Here is an 18,070-nt window from a genome sequence, read left to right as displayed (position 1 = left end):
TGCGTCAGCGGTGCTTTTCCTCGGTCGGCCGCTGACGCTGGGCCGTCTCGTCCCGGTGGTGGGGCGCGTTGCGCCGGGCCTCGGCGCGCAGCAGGGCGCGCAGGACCGCGTAAGGGTCGGTGGGCATGGCTGTGGTCCTCCTGTTTCGGAGCTGACATGGGCGGTGCCGACTGCTCGGCCCGCTCAGCAGCGCAGGACGACCGTGCTCAGGAGGGGGGTGGTGTACGGGGGCCGCGTGCGCTCCGGGCCCGGTGCCGCGCCGGCCGAGGCGGACGCGGGGGCGGGCGGGGGAGCGGTGCGGTCGGGGGCGTCGGCGTGGTGCCGGGGGCGGGCGCCGGGGCGGGCCGGGGTGGCGTGCACGTCGTGCTCGTGCTCCTGGGCCATGCCCGGCACCGGGCCGGTCTGCGCGAGGGCCACATGGCCGCCGGACACCGACAGGGCGAGCAGCAGCACGAGCGCCCGGAACCAGCTCCGGGCGCGCGAGGCACGAGGACGCGCGGTGCTCACGCGGGATTTCTGCCCGCCGGAACCCCCCGCTCCGCCTCCGGCCGCCCAAGTCCGCCCGCACGGCGTACGACGACGGCGGGAGGTTGACGACCGGAGACGGAGCGGAGGGAACCCGGGATCAGACCGTCTGCGGGATGTCCTTGGCGCGGCCCTTGATCCGGATGGAGGTGATGATCTCGACGATGCCGACGACGATCAGCCACCAGCCGCCGACCAGGGTCAGCACGGCGATCGACTCGAAGGGGGAGTCGATCAGCACGATGCCGGCGATGAAGGTGACGACGCCGAGGAAGATGTGCCAGCCGCGCGCCGGCATCCCCTTGTCGGAGACGGCGGCCATGGTCTGCGTGACACCCCGGATCAGCCAGCCGATGCCGATCCACAGCGCCAGCAGCAGGATCGACTGCATCGGCCCTCTGAAGCAGAGCAGGCCCAGCAGGATCGACAGCCCGCCGCTGAGGAAGGCCAGCACCCGCAGCGAGGTCTTCTTGTGCGTACCGAAGGCGGAGACCAGCTGGAAGACGCCGCTGACCAGCAGATAGAGGCCGAACAGCACGCCGACCGCGACCAGCGTGGCGCCCGGCCAGACCAGCACCAGGATGCCGAGGATCAGCGACGCGATACCGGTGAGCAGCACGACCTGCCAGGCCGCCTGGGACAGCATGTGCAGCGGTCCCTCGAACGGCTCCTCCTGGTCGTGGCGCTCCCGCTCCGCGCGCTCACGGTCCTTGTCCATCCGGACCGCGTCGGGGCCGGGAGCGGTACCGGGCTGGGCCTGGCCCGGGCCGGCGTTCGGTTCGTACGGGCCGCCCTGCGTGGGGCCGCCGATGGGAGGCTCGGTCATATTCCATGCTTGGACCGAACGGGGACATTCCGCCACTCGGGGGGCGCCCGGCGGGTGTTACTCCGCGGGCCTGGCCGCCTTCGCCGCCTTGGCCGCCGCCTTCATCTCCTGCTTGTGCGCCCGCACCTTGGCCAGCGACTCCGGCCCGGTGATGTCGGCGACGGAGCGGTACGACCTCGTCTCGCCGTACGCCCCGGCCGCCTCCCGCCACCCCTTCGGCGTCACGCCGAGCTGCTTGCCGAGCAGGGCGAGGAAGATCTGCGCCTTCTGCCTGCCGAACCCCGGCAGCGCCTCCAGGCGCCTGAGCAGCTCGGCCCCGCTGCCGGCGTCCCGCCACACCGCCTCGGCGTCACCGTCGTAGTGCTCGACCAGGTACTGGCACAGCGCCTGCACCCGCTTGGCCATCGACCCCGGATAGCGGTGCACGGCCGGCTTCTCGGAGAGCAGCGCGGCGAACTCCTCGGGGTCGCGGGCGGCGATGTCGTGCGCGTCCAGGTCGTCGGCGCCCATGCGGCGCGCGATCGTCTCCGGGCCCTTGAAGGCCCACTCCATCGGGATCTGCTGGTCCAGCAGCATCCCGGTGAGCGCGGCGAGCGGGCTGCGGCCGAGCAGCGCGTCGGCGTCGGGGTCCTGGGCGAGGTGCAGGGTCACGTCCATGCGGCCATGATCCCGCGCGCGGGTTCAGTCCGCCCGCCAGTACCCCTGCGCGTGCACCCGCTGCCTGGGCACGCCGAGTTCCCTGCGGACGTACGAACCGAGCGCGCGGGTGGTCGCGGTGTCGCAGGCGATCCAGACGTACGGGTGCTCGGTGCCGGACAGGATCTCGGGCAGCTCGGCGCGGACCCGCTCGACCAGGTGCCTTCCGGCCTCCTGGCGCGGTACCTCGCGGATCTCGTGCCGTTCGGGATCGGCGACGGACGGGAGTCCGTCGAGGGTGCCCTCGAACCAGACGGTCGCCGGGGCCGAACCCAGCGCAGTGAGAAGGGAGTTGATCGCGGGAAGCGAGGCGGTGTCGCCGACCGCCAGGATGTGCGAGGGGTCGGGGTCGGGGCGCTGGAAGCCGGTGCCCTGGACGGTCGCCTCGACGGTGTCGCCCTCCTTGGCCGCGCGGGCCCAGTCCGAGGCGCACCCCTCGTGCAGGGCGAACTCCAGGGCGAAGGTGCCGGTCCCGGGATCGGGGTCGACCAGGGTGTACGCGCGCTGGTGGGGGCGGCCGCCGGCGGAGAACCACAGGCGGGCCCACATCGTGGGGTGCACGCCGGTCGCCGCGAGCAGTCCGCCGTCGGTCATCCGCAGCCGGCGGTAGTGCGGGGTGACGTCCTCGGTGCCGGTCACCGTGAACGTGAAGTCCCTCGCCCGCAGCAGTCTGAGTACCGCGCCCTCCCAGCCCCGGCCCTGACCCATCGTGTCCCCGCCCCTCGCGTACGATTCCCTCACCTGACTGTGAAGTTAGGCAAGGCTAACCTAAAAGGGAAGGGTGCTCCAGGGTGACCACCGAGACCTACCGCGACGCCTGGGGCATTCCCCATCTGCGCGCCCCCAGCGCCCGCGAACTCGCCCGCGCCCAGGGACGGGTGACCGCCGTCGACCGCGCCTGGCAACTGGAGGTCGAACGGCACCGCGCGCGGGGCACCTCGGCCTCCTTCCTCGGCGCCTCCGCGCTCCCCTGGGACGTCTTCGCCCGCCGTGCCCGCCTCGACGACACGGCGAGACGGTGCTTCGCCGCCCTGGAGAGGCGGGACCCGGAGACGGCGGACTGGGTCCGCGCCTACGCCGACGGCGTCAACGCGGGCCTTGCCGAAGGGGCCGCGCGCACACCGGAGTTCAGGCGGGTGGGCCTGGCTCCCGGTCGCTGGGAGCCGTGGACCCCGCTCGGCGTCTGGCTGGGCACGCACATCCTGTTCGCCGGGTTCCCGGCCAAGCTGTGGCGCGAGGAGGCGATACGGCACCTCGGTCCCGACGCGGTCGGCCTCTTCGCCACGGACGGCCCCGGCACCGCGGGCAGCAACGGCTGGCTCCTCTCCGGCACCCGCACCACCACCGGCCTCCCCCTCCTCGCCGGCGACCCCCACCGCTTCCTGGAGGAACCCGGCGTCTACCAGCAGATCCGCCTGTCCTGCCCCGAGTTCGACGTCGTCGGCCTCGCCGTCCCCGGCGTCCCCGGCACAGCCCACTTCGCCCACACCGGCCCCGTCGCCTGGTCCATCACCAACGCCATGGCCGACTACCAGGACCTCTACCGGGAGCGCCTGCGCCGCACGGGGGCGGGGGTCGAGGCCCTCTCCCCCGAGGGGGTCTGGCAGCGGGCCGTCCGCCGGGTGGAGGTCGTCGAGGTCGCGGGCGAGCCGGCGGTGGAGGTCGAGGTCATCGAGACCGAGCGGGGACCGGTGATCGCGGGGGGCCCGGAGGGGCTCGGCGGGCTGGAAGGGACGCGGGTCCCCTCAGGGCGTCCAGGTGACGTCGACGCCACGGCCATCGCCCTCCGCTACCCGCCCCGAGTGACCGAGGACCTCGGCTTCAGCGCCCTCCTCCCCCTGCTCAGGGCCCGCACGGTCGCCGACGTGGACAGGGCCCTGGACGCCTGGGCCGAGCCCGTCAACGTCGTACAGGCCGCCGACACCACGGGCGCCGTGCTCCACAGGGTCGCCGGCCGAGTCCCCGTACGCGCCCGTGGCAACAGCCTTCGCGTGGTCCCCGCCTGGGAGAAGGGCCACGCATGGCAGGGGTGGCACACACCCCCGCACGCCGCCGTGGACGACGGCATGGCCGTGATGGCGAACCAGCGCGGCCCCGCCGGCCCCCTCGGCGTCGAGTTCGCCCCGCCCCACCGGGCCACCCGCATCCGCACCCTCCTCGGACAACGCCCCGCCTGGTCCGCCACCGACCTCCCCGCCATCCACACCGACACCCACCTGGCCTCGGCCGCCCCCCTCCTGGCCCGGCTCGCGACCCTGACCGCCCTCACCCCGGAAGCCGCCCGCCTGCGCGACCGGCTGCTGTCCTGGAACCGCCACATGGACGCCGACAGCACCGAGGCCGCCGTGTACGCGGCCCTCCGCACCGCAGTGGTCCGCCGCCTCGCCGCCCACCCGGCATTCGCGGCCCTCACGGAACCCCCGGCCTACCCGGAGGTCCTCCTCCCCTGGATGTCCCTCACGGCCCGCGTCGGCTTCGCTCTCGAACACCTCCTGGCAGCGGAGGAGTTGTACGGCATAGACCGCAGCGAGACCGTGCGCGGAGCCCTGGAGGAGATCGCGGAGGCGCCCCCGGCCACCCCGTGGTCCGACGCCCACCGAGTGGCCCCCTGGCGCGCGCTGCCCGAACCTCCCTACACGGAACCGGGCCTGGCCGGCGACCACGACTGCGTCAACTGCACCACCGCGGTCCCCGGCATCACCGACCTGGCGGCCCGAGGCCCCGCCGCCCGCTACGTCTGGGACCTCGACGACCGCGAGAACAGCCGCTGGATCGTCCCCTTCGGCGCGGACGGCGTACCCGGCAACCCCCATCACCGCGACCAACTCCCGCTGTGGCTGGGGGGAGATCTCGCCCAGGTCGTCACCGACTGGACCCGGCTCACCCTCGAACACACCGACACCCCCGAGGAATCCCATGCCTGAGACCCCCCGCCACGAACAGCACGTCCCCGACTACGGCACCGTGGGCATCCGCCCCCTGGACCCCGGGGCGGACGCCGCGGTGATCCACACCTGGGTCCGTCAGGAAAGAGCCGCCTTCTGGGGCATGACGCACCTCACCGAGGCCCAAGTGAGCGAGATCTACGCCCACATGGCCACCCTCGACACCCACCACGCCCACCTCGTCACCAAGGACGGCGAGCCCGTGGCCCTGCTCCAGACCTACGACCCCGCCGCCGACCGGGTGAGCGAGTGCTACGAGGTCCGCCCGGGAGACATCGGCGTCCACCTTCTCGTCGCCCCCGCCGCCCCCGACGCCCACCGCCCCGGCTGGACCTCGGCCCTGCTGACCGTGGTCGCGGAGTACGTCCTGCGCGTACTGGACCGCAGCCGCGTCGTGGTGGACCCGGACGTGCGCAACACCAAGGCCGTCACCCGCTTCGAACGCCAGGGCTTCGAAGCGGGACCCGAGGTCGTCCTCCCCGAGATCGACCTGCCGGACGTGTACCTGCCGGAGAAGCGCGCCCGGCTCGCCTTCCTCACCCGCGAGACCGCCTTCACGGAGGCCACCGGTACGGTTTGAGCGCCCCGCCGCCGGCATCCGTACAGGCGGGGGACAGGGGCGGGGTCGAAGACGGAGGCGGGACGACGTGCGCGACCGTGAAAGAGCGCTGAGGCGCGTGCTGCTGGCGGCCGCGAGCCTGCTCCTGCTCGTCCTCGGCACCGCGTCCCCCGCCTCCGCGCACGCCGCCCTGCGCGCGACCGACCCCGAGGACGGAACGATTCTCCAGCGCGCCCCGCGCGCGCTGACCCTGACGTACACCGAGTCGGTCGGCCTGCTCACCGACTCGTTCCGGGTCTACGATCCCGAGAACCACCGCCTGCGCACCGGCCAGGCCGACCACGCCCCCGGCCGGGCGGACACGGTACGCGTCCCGCTGCCGGCGCGGATGGCGAAGGGCACGTACGTGGTGGCCTGGCGCGTGGTCTCCGCCGACAGCCACCCCGTCTCCGGCGCGCTCACCTTCTCGGTGGGCGAGCGGACGGTGACGACGGCGACGGCTCCCGGCGCGGCGGAGAACGGCACGACCACCAGCCTGTACAACATCGCCCGCTACCTGGCGTACCTCGCGGTGGCGCTGGTGCTGGGGGCGGCCGCGTTCGTCGCGTACTGCCGCCCGCCTCATCGGGCCGCCCTGCGCCCCCTGTTCGTCTTCGGCACCGCCGCGCTGCTCGTCTCCACGCTGGCCCTGCTCCTGCTGCGCGGTCCGTACGAGGAGGGCACGGCACCGGCGTTCACCGCGCTCGGCCGCACCCTGACCACACGGCCCGGTGAACTTCTGCTCGTCCGGCTGGCGTTGCTGCTGTCGGCGGTGGCCGGCGCGCTGGTCCTGCGCCGCCGGCCCGTACCGCGCCGGGCCGCCCTGACGGCGGGCGCGACCCTGGCCGTGGCCCTCGCCCTGACCTGGTCGGCCGCCGAACACGCCTCGGCCGGCATCCAGGTCCCCCTCGCCATCGCCTCCACCACCCTCCACCTCCTGGCCATGGCGTCCTGGTTGGGCGGCCTGGCGGCCCTGCTCGTGACCCTGCGAGCCGCGGCCGTCCCCCCGCAGGTGGTGACCCGCTTCTCGCGCCTCGCCCTGACCTCGGTGATCGTCCTGGTCGTGACCGGCGTCTACCAGTCCTGGCGCGGCCTCGGCTCGTGGCAGGCGCTGACGGACACGACGTACGGGCGGGTACTGCTGGCGAAACTGGTGGCGGTCGGGGTGCTGCTGGGGGCGGCGGCGTGGTCGCGGAGGTGGACGGGACGGCTGGCGAAGACGACGGAGGCGGCGGTGCCGGTGCCGGTGCCGGCGGGGGGCCCGGCCCTCCTCCCGGAACCACCCGCCCCCGAGACGGGCCTCCCGCTCCGGCACCTGCGCCGCCCCGTCCTCGCGGAGGCGGCCGTGGGCGTGGTCGTCCTGGTCCTGACGACCCTCCTGACCAGTACGCTTCCGGGCCGCGCGGCCGAGGAGGCGGCCACCGCGGAGACGGGCATCCCGGCGGCCTCGGTCACGACGGTCCCGTTCACGGTGGGCGAGAACGGCCGCGGCAAGGTCCAGATCACCTTCGACCCCGGCCGAGTGGGCCCGAATTCCGTCCAGGCCGTGGTCTACGGCGCGAACGGAGCCCTGGCGGCCGTGCCCGAACTCCGCATCACCATGACCCTGCCGGCCCAGCGCCTGGGGCCCCTCGACACGGGGATCACCGACCGGGGCGGCTACTGGGCCACGAACTCCTTCAACCTCCCGATCCCCGGCACCTGGACCATGAAGGTGACGGTCCGCGTCTCCGACCTGGACCAGGTGACGGTCTCCCGCCGGGTACGGGTGGCACGCTGAGGGGCGATGCACACGGAGCGAGTGACGATCGAGGGCGCGGCCTTCCTGACCACGCTGCACCTGGCAGGCCCCATCGGCCTGCTGGCCCTGCACGGTTCGGTGGAGGGCGGCACGGCGGAACTGGCGAGGGAGGTGGCGGCCCGCACCGGAGCCACCCTGCTGACCTTCACGCAGCCGACGGGTCCCCCGAGACACATCCCCTCCACCCGCATGTCCCCCTGCGCCCCCCTGACCGCCTTCCTCACCCACACGACCCTGACGGTCTCCCTCCACGGCCACAACCGCCGCTCCGCCCCCCGAACGATCTACGTGGGGGGCTCCAACCGCCCGGCGGCCCGGCTCCTGGCCACCGCCCTGGCCGACTCGCCCTTCACCCCGGTCACCACCCTGTCCGGCATCCCCCACCCCCTGCGGGGCCTCCACCCGGACAACCCGGTGAACCGGACCCGTGACGGCGGAGTCCAACTGGAACTCCCGGTGCGGGCCCGCACGACCCACCCCGTGCGGACGGAGCCGGAGGTCCCGCCGCGGGTCGTCGTGGACGCGCTAGAGGCGGTGGTACGGACGCTGATGGAAAGAGAGGGAAGTCACCGGTGACCCCCCGACGCACCCTGCTCACGACCTTCGGATGTGGACCACGGAGGATGTGCTGTGGCAGTTGTACCTAGGGTTGCGGAACCGTCGTGCCGTATGCGTCGTAAGCGGACTTGGCGTCTGCGCGCATCCTGTCCAGCGCGGCTCGGGTTTCCTCATGCGACAGCACGGACAGCATGACCAGCTCAGCACGAGCCGCGCGCTCGATGTCGGACCAAGCCTTGTGTGCTCGCTTGTTGTTGGCGATTCTCTGGTCCGGCCTGACGAACCCCAATGCCGCGGTCAGGGACGCGGATACGAGGGCCAGAACGCCAGCAAGGACTCTCAAGCCCGCTTCTGCGAGTCCTGTGCCGCCTGCCGCCGCTGCGGCCATGGCGGCAGCACTGCCAAGCGCCACGTGTGCGAAGTTCCAGAACCGCAGACGCTGCTCTGCACCCTTGGCCTTCGCCGCGGCGGTATCGCGCATGGTCTCGAAGTACTCTCGGGCGCCGCTCTCCACGTTGTCCGGTGCCGTCATGAACAAAGACTGGCACCTCTAGGAGCGAGGCAGAAGGGGGCGTATCCGGCATCCACCACCAAGAGCAGCGATCTCGTGCACTGTCTCCATCGGGGGCTCCCCGCGCACGCCCCTGTACGCCCGCAGTCGGCGACGGCCCCTCCCTCCCGGTGCCGACCGATCCCCCGTCGAAGGCATTGCCTTGACTGCGGGCCGCTCTCTGCGGTGCTTGGCCCCATGGCCTCTGGCCTTATCTACGTGTGGGCGCGCGTCGGCGAAGCGCGGTTCGTCCAGTCCGTTGGTGGTCCAGCGGCAGCATCCCCGCGCGTTCACCGGGTTTCACGCCCGTCCGCATGCGCAGCGGAAGTCGTCGGCAGGAACCGCCTGAACGACAGTGACCGTCGCTGGATGAGACGGAAACTGGGACGGAGGGACGCGGGCTGATCAGGGGCCGTTGGTCGCTAGCAGCAGGTGCGTCCTGCCGCTGCCGGGCTCTCCTCGGCGGCCTGGCCGGTGCGGCCGCCGGTGGCGTGGGGGTCGGCGCTCTTGCCGAGGGTGCCGGCGTCGGCCTTCACGACGTAGACCTCCCAGGGCTCCTTGCCGGGGCCGTGGACCCAGACCTTGTCCTGGAGGGCGTAGCAGCAGGAGGTGTCGTTCTCCTCGAAGGTCGCCAGGCCGGCGCCCTTGAGGCGGTCGGCAGCGGCGTTGACCTGGTCGGTGGACTCGACCTCGACGCCCAGGTGGTCCAGGCGGGTCTCCTCGCCGGGCTCCCCCTCGATCAGTACGAGCTTGAGCGGGGGTTCGGTGAGTGCGAAGTTGGCGTAGCCCTCGCGCCGCTTGGCCGGTTCGGTGCCGAACAGCTTCGAGTAGAAGGTGATCGACGCTTCCAGGTCACTGACACGCAGGGCGAGCTGAGCGCGGGACATGGCACGACTCCCGTCGGGTTGCATTGATATCCGTCGATGCAAGATTGTGTGTTGGATCGACAGCTGTCAACATAGAGGCATGTCGAATCAAGAGCTGGTGGTGCTCGGCCAGAGCGATGACGCCGGAGCGTGCTGCCCTGGGTTGCTGACCGCTCCCCTGGATGAGGACCAGGCCGTGGAGCTGGCGAAGGTGTTCAAGGCGCTGGGCGATCCCGTGCGGCTGCGCCTGCTGTCGATGATCGCCTCGCGGGCCGGCGGTGAGGTGTGCGTCTGCGACCTGACCCCGGCGTTCGAGTTGTCCCAGCCGACGATCTCGCACCACCTGAAACTGCTGCGGCAGGCAGGCCTGATCGACTGCGAGCGACGCGGCACCTGGGTCTACTACTGGCTCGTTCCGGAGATGACCGACCGTCTCGCCGGCATCCTCACGCGTCCCGCGGATGAGTCCCGGCCCGAGCGCACCGCCCCGGCGGGAGCTGCCTCGTGAGCACTGCCGCACCCGAAGGCGACGTGGCCGGACGCCTGTCCTTCGTCGACCGCTACCTGGCCGTCTGGATTCTCGCGGCCATGGCCGTAGGACTCGGACTGGGCCGCCTGGCCCCCGGCCTGGGTGACGCACTGGCCAAGGTGACCGTGACGGGAGTGTCCCTGCCGATCGCCCTGGGCCTGCTGGTGATGATGTACCCGGTGCTGGCCAAGGTCCGTTACGACCGCCTCGACACCGTCACCCGCGACCGCCGCCTGCTGCTGCCGTCCCTGCTGCTGAACTGGGTGGTCGGCCCGGCGCTCATGTTCGCCCTGGCCTGGCTGTTCCTGCCGGACCTGCCCGCCTACCGCACCGGCCTGATCATCGTGGGCCTGGCCCGCTGCATCGCCATGGTCATCATCTGGAACGACCTCGCGTGCGGCCACCGGGAGGCCGCCGCCGTCCTGGTCGCCCTGAACTCCGTCTTCCAAGTCATCGCGTTCTCGGCGCTGGGCTGGTTCTACCTCTCCGTCCTGCCCGGCTGGCTCGGCCTGGAGCGGACCGCGCTGGACGTGTCCGTCTGGGAGATCGCCCGCAGCGTGCTCATCTTCCTCGGCATCCCCCTCGCGGCCGGCTACCTCACCCGCCGCATCGGTGAGAAGGCCAAGGGCCGCGCCTGGTACGAGGCCAAGCTCATTCCGCGCATCGGCCCCTTCGCCCTGTACGGGCTGCTGTTCACGATCGTCATCCTCTTCGCCCTGCAAGGTGACGCGATCACCTCACAGCCGCTGGACGTCGCCCGCATCGCCCTGCCGCTGCTGGTCTACTTCGCCGTCATGTGGGCCGGGTCCATGGCCCTGGGCCGCGCGGTCGGCCTCGACTACCCGCGGACCACGACGCTGGCGTTCACCGCCGCGGGCAACAACTTCGAGCTGGCCATCGCCGTCGCCATCGCCACCTTCGGCGCCACCTCCGGCCAGGCCCTCGCGGGCGTCGTCGGCCCCCTCATCGAGGTGCCCGCTCTGATCGGCCTCGTGTACGTCGCCCTGTACGCGCGCCGCTGCTTCCCCGCGCCGGCCGCCGTCCCCACACCTCAGGAAGATCCAGCCCATGTCTGACACCGCCGCCCCGTCCGTCCTGTTCGTGTGCGTCCACAACGCCGGACGCTCGCAGATGGCAGCTGCCTTCCTCACCCACTTCGCGGGCGACCGCGTACAGGTGCGTTCGGCCGGCTCCGCGCCCGCCGACACCGTCAACCCGGCCGTCGTCGAGGCCATGGCGGAGGCGGGCATCGACATCACCGCCGAGGTGCCCAAGGTGCTCACGGTGAGAGCGGTCCAGGCATCCGACATCGTGATCACGATGGGCTGCGGTGACACCTGCCCCGTCTTCCCCGGGAAGCGCTACCTCGACTGGGAGCTCCCCGACCCGGCCGGGCAGGGCGTCGCAGCGGTTCGCCCGATCCGCGACGAGATCGAGAAGCGCGTACGCGGCCTGGTCGACGAGATCGCTCCGGTCAGCTGACCCGTCGGCGCAGCCGGAGGAAGCCGACCGGGACGGACAACGTCGAAGGGCCCCGCTGCAAGCAGCGGGGCCCTTCGACGTTAGTGCCCGGTGAGGCACTGGCGGAGGATACGAGATTCGAACTCGTGAGGGGTTGCCCCCAACACGCTTTCCAAATGTTCGTATGGGGGTCCGGCGGGGGTCGTGGGCGTCCTGACCTGTGGCGGAGCCTCTGGAGCGACTGCGTGCGGACGGGGTCGGACCGGGGTGAATGAGACCAGAACTGAGACCAATGAGAGTCGTGTCGAGGAGGCGGCTCACGCCTGCGCGGCGCTGTGCGCACCCGCGGCGACAGCCCGCCGGCGTGGATCAGGTGCTGTCGCAGGCTCCTGGGTCACTCGTCCTGGAGGCGGATAGCCAGCACTGTCCCGTCGGCTCGGATCGACACCGTGTTCCAGTACTTCGATGTGCTGCGCGGTGGCCACTGGCCTCGCAGGTCGTGTACCTGGCGACGGTACTCGTTGACGTGCCCGTGGTGGAGATGCGTGTAGAGACTTCTCTCGAGCCCGGAGAACGCTTCTACCCGGGTGCCGTTGAGACGGTAGATGTGATCAGTGCCGACGAAGTCGATGTCGTGGATGCGGTGCTCCGCGTCTCGCAGCCTGTCCGTGCCGGCGTGGGTGTCGTGCTGGAAGTGTCGTCGCCCTTGTTCCTTGGTCAGGAACTGGGCGGTGGGTTTGCCACCGCCGGTGAAGGCGGTGAGTGCGGCTGCTTCCGTCCGGGCCAGCACGACGCTGAACCAGGCGAAGGATTCGGGTAGTACCTGGAATCCGGGAATGGTCGCCCTGTCGCCATCGGTGGGCAGCTCGACATCGGGCATGAACTCTTTTTGCGCGAGTGCGAGGTCGAGGTCGATTCCTGGTTTCTCGCCGGGCGGGCGGAGCAGTGTCGTGCCCGGCGCTTCCAGAACATGCAGGGCGAGACTCTCCTTGGCGGGGATCTCGGTGCCTATGAGGAGGTAGGGGACAGTGCCGTAGGGGCCGATGTGGACTGACTCCACGTGGGCACTGGCGGTGCTGAGTTGCTTGTACACCTGGTGAACGCTGCTGTGCGTCCCCTTCGAGGACACCAGGAAGATCTTGGACGGCTGTCCGGGCTGCCAGGCTTCGACGAAGAAGTGGGGGCGTCGCTGCAACGGCTCCGGGCGAGGCCCGGTGCCAGCGCTGCGCAGGGTCCAGCCGGCTTTCAGGGCGATGTCCGCCGGGATCACGGAAACCGAGTGGTCGGGGTACCGGGACCTGACTATGTGCTCGGCCAGCAGCGAGGCGAAGCCGGTGCCGATCTCTCCGGACTGCGTGGCCTTGTAGAAGCGCAGGAGCTCGCGCCCCTCGGACGACAACTGCAGGAAACGCCCTCGGTCCGCTTCCAGTGCCTGGCTGTAGCGCAGGCTGCCCCAGTGCTCGGCGAGTCCTCGGCCGGCTCCCTGACGGGCCGCAGCAGCGCCGAGGCCGATGGCGTGCAGGACTTGCCAAGGGGTGAGTGACAGCGATCGCGGAGCTTTCCGAACGGCCCTGTAGTCAGTGCGCCTGCGCAGCGGGCCCCGACCATCCTCCGCGCGCTTCTTGTCTTCGTCTGAAGCCGCCTTGCTGACCTCGGCAGCGAGTTCATGGGACGAGCGGACCTGAATGTTGGAGGTGGCGCTCAGTTCGTCCAGGATCTCGGTGATGGTCTTGGTTCCGTCCTCGTTCACCAGCGCCCCCTCTGTCGTTGCCGTGTGGTGTGAGCCGTTGGACGCTAGAAACGTGGCGGGGAGCGCAACAAGTACGCACCAGGGGGCGCACGACTGGAATCAGCCACGGCCTCTTTGAGAACGAGCGGACACCATCTGCGACCACAAGGTGAGCCTGTGGCTGCTCTTTTCCCATGAGGTGGTGACGGGAACAACAGAGCTGGCTCAATAGACACATGGAGATGGGTGAGCACTGGGCGTACCGAGCGAGGCCGAAGGAGCTGGGTGGCGCGGTTCGCCGGGTCGAGATCGTGCGTGTGGGCGGGCGTGGCAGGACTGGGTGGCTCCACGTTCGGTTCCTCGAAGGCGATGATGCGGGACTACAGGAGTGGGTCAACTCAAGCTGCCTTGTGTCCCGCTGGGAGGGCGTTGAGACATTTCGCAAGGACGATGCGAGCGAGCTCGCGATGGCCGAGGCATCGCGGGAGGTACGGGGGACCGCGGACTTCGAGGCTGCGCGGATGATCCTCGGATTCGTCCGTCCGAAGAGCAAGCTGCGACTGCGTCGAGGCGTCGCGGACGCCGGGATCCTGGAGCTGAGCCGCCTCGAAGAGGGGGCCCGGCTTGTTGGGATGGATGTTGCGGACCTGCGAGGCGACCCGATGGTCTACGAGAACCGCGACGGTCTGTGTCTGGCCGGGTGGCCGGTCACTGAGCGCATCGCGCGTCACGTGGCCGGCCGTCTCGCCGACGACATCCTTCCGGAGGTGGACCGCAAGCAGCAGGCAGTCGAGCAGGAGCGCACGCAGTCGTCCTGGTATTCCTACCGCCGCCGGGACGACCGCAAGCTGGACGCGGAAGCAGCGGTTCTGCGGACCGTCCGGGAGTGGTGCGGCCAGGACAAGGCCGAGCGATACGACGAGTTGATCGCCCTGCGGGATGAGGTCGTCCGGCTCGGGAAACTCGTGGAGAGATCGGTGAAGGCGCTACGTGACCGCGGACACGGCGTCATCGCCTCCACCATTGAGCGCGACCTCGGGGTCCAAATCTCCAGCCTTGGTCCAGACGTTCGTCGGTGAAGTTGCGCCACCGCTCCGGTTCAGGTCGGGGCGGTTCGGCTTCCGCCTCAGGCTCTTCCCTCTTCGGAGGCTGCTCCTTTTTTGGCCGCTGCGGATGCCATCCGTCGAGGAACGGCCGTAGCTGGTCGCCTGTGGGCTCGACATGGAAGTTGTGGTCGGTAAGGCCCCTGCCGGGCGCGGTCGGATCGAGTCTGTTCGCCTCGGCCTTCCCCCACGCGGACCACTCGCGCAGCCGCTCGACTTCGTGGGTGTCGTCCGAGACGGAGGCAGCCTCGTCGAGCGCGGCGCAGAAGGCCCGCATCTCCCCTGCGGCTCGCCACTGCGCCAAGGCGGTACCGAATCGATCAACCCGCGCGGCATCCACTGCCTTGATCGTTGCGACGCTGATCGCTGCTTCCCACTCCCGCCGCGTGCGTTCCTTCTCCTCCGCTTCCTGCTGACGACGCTCCTCTTGTTCCTTGACTTCCCGCCGGTGACGTTCTTCTTCCTGTCGTTCTCGCTCCTCACGCTGACGTTGCTGCTCCGCCTCACGTGCCAGCCGAGCCTTCTCCTCTGCCTCCGCGTTCGCTTTCAGAGCTCGGAAGACGGAGTCGATCTGGCCCTCCAAGGGCTTCTTGGCGGTGTCGGCCCACTCCTGCTTCCAGCTGTGGCGGTAGCTGTAGCCCGAGCCCTGGCTCAGGGCAAGTTCCAGTTCGCCGGACGGTTCAAGCCGGTTTGCAGGGTTGACTCGCTGCCAGTCGTACGTCCGCCGTCCCGGTTGCGTGGGCACGTAACGGACCTGCTTCTGCCGCTCTTTGAAGCTGATCTCGTACGTCCTGCCGTGGACTGTGAGCAGCGGTCTCGGCTGTCTGCGTTTCTTCGACACCGCGATATCGCCGTGCCGTGCGAGGGCCTGTTCGGCGAGGAGCCGAAGGAGCGAAAGCACCCGTGGGAGTACCTCGTCCGAGATCTCGAAGGCGCTGTGGTCCGCGGTGACCGCCGCGATCACGTCATCGACATCGGTGATCACTCGGCTGCGTGCCAGGCGGATTCGGTTCCACTCAGTATCGTCTTCGCCCGTCACCCGGAGCAGACCGAGGAAGAAGTCTCCCTTCGCCCGGCCGCTGTACTTCAGGTGGTAGCCCTCCGGGGCGCACTGCCGGGCGGCGTCGAACGCCCGGCGATAGCGGCCCCTCTCCTCGGCGCTAGGGTCCGGGATCCGAAGGAACCGACCGGCCTTCTGCACCTCCGCGATCAAGGCCGCGCCGATTTCTGCGGGCGACTGCCGTGGCGGCTGCGTGGGACGCGCTGGCGGCGGCTTCGCCTCGGGTGGGCGTGTCGTCCCCCGGCGGGGAGGTTTCGCAGCCTCCGGCTTCGGCTCGTCGCCTACCTGACGTTGCTTGCGCGGGGTCGGTTCAGGCCGGTCCGGGTGGTGGCCGTGTTCCAGGTAGAAGCGACCGTCATCGGTGATCTCCGCCTGCCACTTCCCGCCACGCCTGGGCATGGTGATGAGGCCCCGGCCCTTCAGGGCACGGGCGGTGTGGGCAAGTTCCGGGCTAGCCGAGGTAACAGGATCCGTTCCCTCTCTGATGCGGGTGAGCAAGGTCAGCTGGCGATCGTTGAGCGGCGACCATCGGTGCATGGTGACTGTCGTACCGGGCTCGACAAGCCGCACACAAGCAGAAGGGTGAGGTTCCCGCTTCCGCTTGCCGCAGGGGCGGCGAAGCCACCAGTTATCTCGCATGATCAGGGCAGAGACGGGGCGGGTATTCAGCCGCAGTCTGAAGGGGCTGCCCTCTCCCCGCGTCGCACCGTCTAACCTGCGGAGCATGATTCGTGCGGTGGTGTTCGACGTGGGTGAGTGTCTTGTCGACGAGACCCGGGAGTACGGGACCTGGGCGGACTGGCTGGGAGTGCCGCGTCATACGTTCGCGGCGATGTTCGGGGCGGTCATCGCGCAGGGGCGTGACTACCGCGAGACGTTTCAGGAGTTCCGGCCGGGGTTCGATCTGACCGAGGAGCGCGAGAAGCGCGCAGCGGCCGGGAAGCCGGAGTGGTTCGGCGAGGACGACCTCTACTCCGACGTGCGCCCCACGCTGGCCACGCTGCGGGAGGCCGGCCTGTGGGTGGGCATCGCGGGAAACCAGACCGTGCGGGCCGGTGGCCTACTGCGCGGGCTGGACCTTCCGTCCGACCTGATCGCCACCAGTGATGACTGGGGGGCGTCGAAGCCGGACGTGAAGTTCTTCGACCACGTCATCGAGGCGGCGCCTGCCGAGGCGGGCGAGATCCTGTACGTCGGCGACCGGCTCGACAACGACATTCGCCCGGCCGTGCGTGCGGGGCTTCTGACAGCTCTGATTCGGCGTGGGCCATGGGGCACGATTCAGCAGCGTGACCCGGATGCGGACTCGATCACCACGATGCGCATCGACTCGCTCGCGGAGCTGCCTGAGAAGATCGCCAAGTTCAACGCTGGAGAGCGCTGACTGTCGTACCCCAGTCGTAGAGACGATCGTCAAGGTCTCGGACGCACTGCTCGTTCTGCCATGGGGCGAGCGTGCGTCGGACTTCGCGGATCCGCTCCATGCCCGTCGCGTACCAGGTGATGGCGAGCTGGTCGAGGGCTTGGACGGCGTACTGGCATGCCGCCTCCGGGTGGCGGTCCGCGGCCTCGACCGCGGCGAGATCACCGAGGATGACCGTGCGCTGCTTGTCCGACTCGGGTGGCAGGTCGTCGAGAACCTCCTGAAGGGTCTGGCGGGCCTGCGGCAGGTGGCCGGCCTTCAGCTGCGTGTTCCCCTTGAACGCGGACAGGCGCACCCGGCTGAACCAGTCCAGCCAGTCAGGAGTGGGGTGCTCCGGACCCGAGGAAAGGACGTCCTCGGCGTGATGGATCAGGCGGAGCGCCGCACGAGGGTCGCCGCATCGGGTCTCGCATTCCGCCTCCACCGCGTCCAGCCATGCCCAGAGCTCCGCGGAGGCGTCTCCACGTCGAGCGTAAGTGCGGGCCGCCACCATGCGCTCGATCGCCGTTTCGCGGTCATCGGCCCAGCCGGGGGCGAAGGCCATGTGCGCGAGGATGGCCGATCCGAGAAGAGGATCGTCCGCTTCACCCGCCGCCTGCAGGGCACGCAAGAGGGTTTCCGAGGATTGCTCGGACTGGCGTAGGTCGAAGAACTCGATGCGGCCGGCCAGAAGATAGGACTCGGCGAGTGCGCCGGCGAGGGTCTGACGAGCAGGGTTCGGCGTCTCGGGCAGGAGAGCGCATCCCAGACGGGCGTGCTCCAAAATCGCGGGGTGAAGTACGGCCGGGGCCACGGACCAGTAGAGGTGCCGATGGGAACGGGTGACGGCCTCGAAGTCCCTGCCTACCGTGACCGGCTGCCTTGTGATGCCCGTCTGCGCGGGGACGCTGGCTAGCCGTGCACCCGTCAGGGGGGTACGAGGCGTGCTGCGGACCGTCGAGCCGGCAGGGCGGCTCTCGGTTCCCCAGGGCGGGGTGAATCCCAAGTCCTCCATGCTCTGACCCAGGAGATGGGTCAGAACTCGGTGGACGTCAGGCTGTGGCCAGGGCGGTGTGGCGGACTCCCAACGCCGGATCTGGCGGACGCCGACAGCGAGCCCCCTGATGCCCAACTTGGGTGCTGCCTTGGTGATGGCGTCGGCCAGGGCCTGTTGCGAGTTGTATCCGGCAGCCAGGCGAGCGGACTTGAGTCGGGTGTTGCCTGCGGGACGGGACATGAATCTCCTCCGGGACGAACTCTCGTCTGAGAGTGACACGCGGTGTCCCCATCGCGGCGCAAAATCATCCACGAGAAGTCAACAACGCCCTTTGGAAGTCCTTTTGATGTCCTGTCAGAGCCCTCGAATGGGACTCGTAGGGCCCGGATAGTTGCCATCTCCGCAAGTCTCAGTAGCGCTCGTC

The 18,070-nt window shown here is 70.2% G+C and carries 19 protein-coding genes; 9 read left to right on the top strand and 10 right to left on the bottom strand.

Going from position 1 to position 18,070, the window contains the following annotated elements:
- Window positions 1-4: 4 nt before the first annotated feature.
- The 5 genes from EV284_RS33610 to EV284_RS24180 form a co-directional block, all read right to left on the bottom strand.
- Window positions 5-127, bottom strand: a complete 123-nt coding sequence (locus EV284_RS33610; RefSeq protein ID WP_278045868.1) for a hypothetical protein — start codon at window positions 125-127, stop codon at window positions 5-7.
- Between the two features lie 56 nt (window positions 128-183).
- Window positions 184-507, bottom strand: coding sequence for a hypothetical protein (locus EV284_RS32820; RefSeq protein ID WP_165425633.1), 324 nt, complete (start codon window positions 505-507; stop codon window positions 184-186).
- Between the two features lie 118 nt (window positions 508-625).
- Window positions 626-1,351, bottom strand: coding sequence for an HdeD family acid-resistance protein (locus tag EV284_RS24190; protein ID WP_130337659.1), 726 nt, complete (start codon window positions 1,349-1,351; stop codon window positions 626-628).
- A gap of 57 nt (window positions 1,352-1,408) precedes the next feature.
- Complete coding sequence (locus EV284_RS24185) at window positions 1,409-2,008, bottom strand: HhH-GPD-type base excision DNA repair protein (RefSeq protein ID WP_130337657.1); 600 nt, start codon at window positions 2,006-2,008, stop codon at window positions 1,409-1,411.
- 24 nt (window positions 2,009-2,032) lie between these two features.
- Window positions 2,033-2,755 carry a siderophore-interacting protein gene (locus EV284_RS24180; RefSeq protein ID WP_130337655.1) on the bottom strand — a complete coding sequence of 241 codons (723 nt, stop codon included), beginning with the start codon at window positions 2,753-2,755 and terminating at the stop codon, window positions 2,033-2,035.
- 83 nt (window positions 2,756-2,838) lie between these two features.
- On the opposite strand from EV284_RS24180, the gene EV284_RS24175 reads away from it, so the two are divergent.
- The 4 genes from EV284_RS24175 to EV284_RS24160 all read left to right on the top strand — a co-directional run bounded on the left by EV284_RS24175 (window position 2,839) and on the right by EV284_RS24160 (window position 7,967).
- Entirely contained in the window at window positions 2,839-4,971 is a 2,133-nt protein-coding gene (locus EV284_RS24175) for a penicillin acylase family protein (RefSeq protein WP_130337653.1), read from the top strand.
- Window positions 4,964-5,572: a GNAT family N-acetyltransferase gene (locus tag EV284_RS24170; RefSeq protein WP_130337651.1), complete on the top strand. Its 609-nt coding sequence runs from the start codon at window positions 4,964-4,966 to the stop codon at window positions 5,570-5,572. The genes EV284_RS24175 and EV284_RS24170 overlap by 8 nt, the downstream gene beginning before the upstream one ends.
- Window positions 5,573-5,639: 67 nt before the next feature.
- Entirely contained in the window at window positions 5,640-7,370 is a 1,731-nt protein-coding gene (locus EV284_RS24165; RefSeq protein WP_242625810.1) for a copper resistance protein CopC, read from the top strand.
- Between the two features lie 6 nt (window positions 7,371-7,376).
- The gene (locus EV284_RS24160) at window positions 7,377-7,967 is read left to right on the top strand and encodes a poly-gamma-glutamate hydrolase family protein (protein WP_130337649.1); all 591 of its coding nucleotides are present in this window, start codon (window positions 7,377-7,379) and stop codon (window positions 7,965-7,967) included.
- 67 nt (window positions 7,968-8,034) lie between these two features.
- On the opposite strand, the gene EV284_RS24155 is transcribed toward EV284_RS24160, so the two are convergent.
- Both EV284_RS24155 and EV284_RS24150 read right to left on the bottom strand, forming a co-directional pair.
- Window positions 8,035-8,481 carry a hypothetical protein gene (locus EV284_RS24155; protein ID WP_130337647.1) on the bottom strand — a complete coding sequence of 149 codons (447 nt, stop codon included), beginning with the start codon at window positions 8,479-8,481 and terminating at the stop codon, window positions 8,035-8,037.
- Window positions 8,482-8,921: 440 nt separating this feature from the next.
- On the bottom strand, window positions 8,922-9,386 hold the full coding sequence (locus EV284_RS24150) for an ArsI/CadI family heavy metal resistance metalloenzyme (RefSeq protein WP_130337645.1): 465 nt from the start codon (window positions 9,384-9,386) through the stop codon (window positions 8,922-8,924).
- Between the two features lie 79 nt (window positions 9,387-9,465).
- Between EV284_RS24150 and EV284_RS24145 the strand changes: the two genes are divergently transcribed.
- From EV284_RS24145 to EV284_RS24135, 3 genes are read left to right on the top strand one after another with little or no spacing between them, the layout of a single operon-like run.
- On the top strand, window positions 9,466-9,873 hold the full coding sequence (locus EV284_RS24145) for a metalloregulator ArsR/SmtB family transcription factor (protein WP_130337643.1): 408 nt from the start codon (window positions 9,466-9,468) through the stop codon (window positions 9,871-9,873).
- A complete protein-coding gene (gene arsB, locus EV284_RS24140) occupies window positions 9,870-10,970 on the top strand; it encodes an ACR3 family arsenite efflux transporter (protein ID WP_130337641.1) in 1,101 nt (366 codons plus the stop codon). The genes EV284_RS24145 and arsB overlap by 4 nt, the downstream gene beginning before the upstream one ends.
- A complete protein-coding gene (locus EV284_RS24135; protein WP_130337639.1) occupies window positions 10,963-11,376 on the top strand; it encodes an arsenate reductase ArsC in 414 nt (137 codons plus the stop codon). Before arsB ends, EV284_RS24135 begins: the two co-directional genes overlap by 8 nt.
- A 373-nt stretch (window positions 11,377-11,749) precedes the next feature.
- On the opposite strand, the gene EV284_RS24130 is transcribed toward EV284_RS24135, so the two are convergent.
- The gene (locus EV284_RS24130) at window positions 11,750-13,105 is read right to left on the bottom strand and encodes a hypothetical protein (protein WP_130337637.1); all 1,356 of its coding nucleotides are present in this window, start codon (window positions 13,103-13,105) and stop codon (window positions 11,750-11,752) included.
- A 215-nt stretch (window positions 13,106-13,320) separates the two neighbouring features.
- Between EV284_RS24130 and EV284_RS24125 the strand changes: the two genes are divergently transcribed.
- Window positions 13,321-14,163 (top strand): PE-PGRS family protein, encoded by an 843-nt coding sequence (locus EV284_RS24125; protein ID WP_130337635.1) that lies wholly within the window; start codon window positions 13,321-13,323, stop codon window positions 14,161-14,163.
- On the opposite strand, the gene EV284_RS24120 is transcribed toward EV284_RS24125, so the two are convergent.
- Window positions 14,093-15,817, bottom strand: a complete 1,725-nt coding sequence (locus tag EV284_RS24120; RefSeq protein ID WP_242625809.1) for a PE-PGRS family protein — start codon at window positions 15,815-15,817, stop codon at window positions 14,093-14,095. The two genes, EV284_RS24125 and EV284_RS24120, sit on opposite strands and share 71 nt — an antisense overlap.
- A gap of 154 nt (window positions 15,818-15,971) precedes the next feature.
- On the opposite strand from EV284_RS24120, the gene EV284_RS24115 reads away from it, so the two are divergent.
- A complete protein-coding gene (locus EV284_RS24115; protein WP_130337633.1) occupies window positions 15,972-16,631 on the top strand; it encodes an HAD family hydrolase in 660 nt (219 codons plus the stop codon).
- Here EV284_RS24115 and EV284_RS24110 read toward each other — a convergent pair.
- The gene (locus EV284_RS24110; protein WP_130337631.1) at window positions 16,612-17,886 is read right to left on the bottom strand and encodes a transcriptional regulator; all 1,275 of its coding nucleotides are present in this window, start codon (window positions 17,884-17,886) and stop codon (window positions 16,612-16,614) included. The genes EV284_RS24115 and EV284_RS24110 overlap by 20 nt on opposite strands.
- Window positions 17,887-18,070: the final 184 nt, after the last annotated feature.

Source organism: Streptomyces sp. BK022 (assembly GCF_004217355.1).
GTDB lineage: Bacteria > Actinomycetota > Actinomycetes > Streptomycetales > Streptomycetaceae > Streptomyces > Streptomyces griseoluteus.
This window is presented reverse-complemented; position numbering and strand designations above follow the sequence as displayed.

Excerpts from the sequence above, each read along its gene's own strand:
- EV284_RS24150 (WP_130337645.1), bottom strand. The coding sequence starts at position 9,386 with ATGTCCCGCGCTCAGCTCGCCCTGCGTGTCAGTGACCTGGAAGCGTCG.
- EV284_RS24185 (WP_130337657.1), bottom strand. The coding sequence starts at position 2,008 with ATGGACGTGACCCTGCACCTCGCCCAGGACCCCGACGCCGACGCGCTG.
- EV284_RS24160 (WP_130337649.1), top strand. The coding sequence starts at position 7,377 with ATGCACACGGAGCGAGTGACGATCGAGGGCGCGGCCTTCCTGACCACG.
- EV284_RS24115 (WP_130337633.1), top strand. The coding sequence starts at position 15,972 with ATGATTCGTGCGGTGGTGTTCGACGTGGGTGAGTGTCTTGTCGACGAG.
- EV284_RS24190 (WP_130337659.1), bottom strand. The coding sequence starts at position 1,351 with ATGACCGAGCCTCCCATCGGCGGCCCCACGCAGGGCGGCCCGTACGAA.
- EV284_RS24125 (WP_130337635.1), top strand. The coding sequence starts at position 13,321 with ATGGAGATGGGTGAGCACTGGGCGTACCGAGCGAGGCCGAAGGAGCTG.
- EV284_RS33610 (WP_278045868.1), bottom strand. The coding sequence starts at position 127 with ATGCCCACCGACCCTTACGCGGTCCTGCGCGCCCTGCTGCGCGCCGAG.
- EV284_RS24180 (WP_130337655.1), bottom strand. The coding sequence starts at position 2,755 with ATGGGTCAGGGCCGGGGCTGGGAGGGCGCGGTACTCAGACTGCTGCGG.
- EV284_RS24145 (WP_130337643.1), top strand. The coding sequence starts at position 9,466 with ATGTCGAATCAAGAGCTGGTGGTGCTCGGCCAGAGCGATGACGCCGGA.
- EV284_RS24110 (WP_130337631.1), bottom strand. The coding sequence starts at position 17,886 with ATGTCCCGTCCCGCAGGCAACACCCGACTCAAGTCCGCTCGCCTGGCT.
- EV284_RS24170 (WP_130337651.1), top strand. The coding sequence starts at position 4,964 with ATGCCTGAGACCCCCCGCCACGAACAGCACGTCCCCGACTACGGCACC.
- EV284_RS24155 (WP_130337647.1), bottom strand. The coding sequence starts at position 8,481 with ATGACGGCACCGGACAACGTGGAGAGCGGCGCCCGAGAGTACTTCGAG.
- EV284_RS24135 (WP_130337639.1), top strand. The coding sequence starts at position 10,963 with ATGTCTGACACCGCCGCCCCGTCCGTCCTGTTCGTGTGCGTCCACAAC.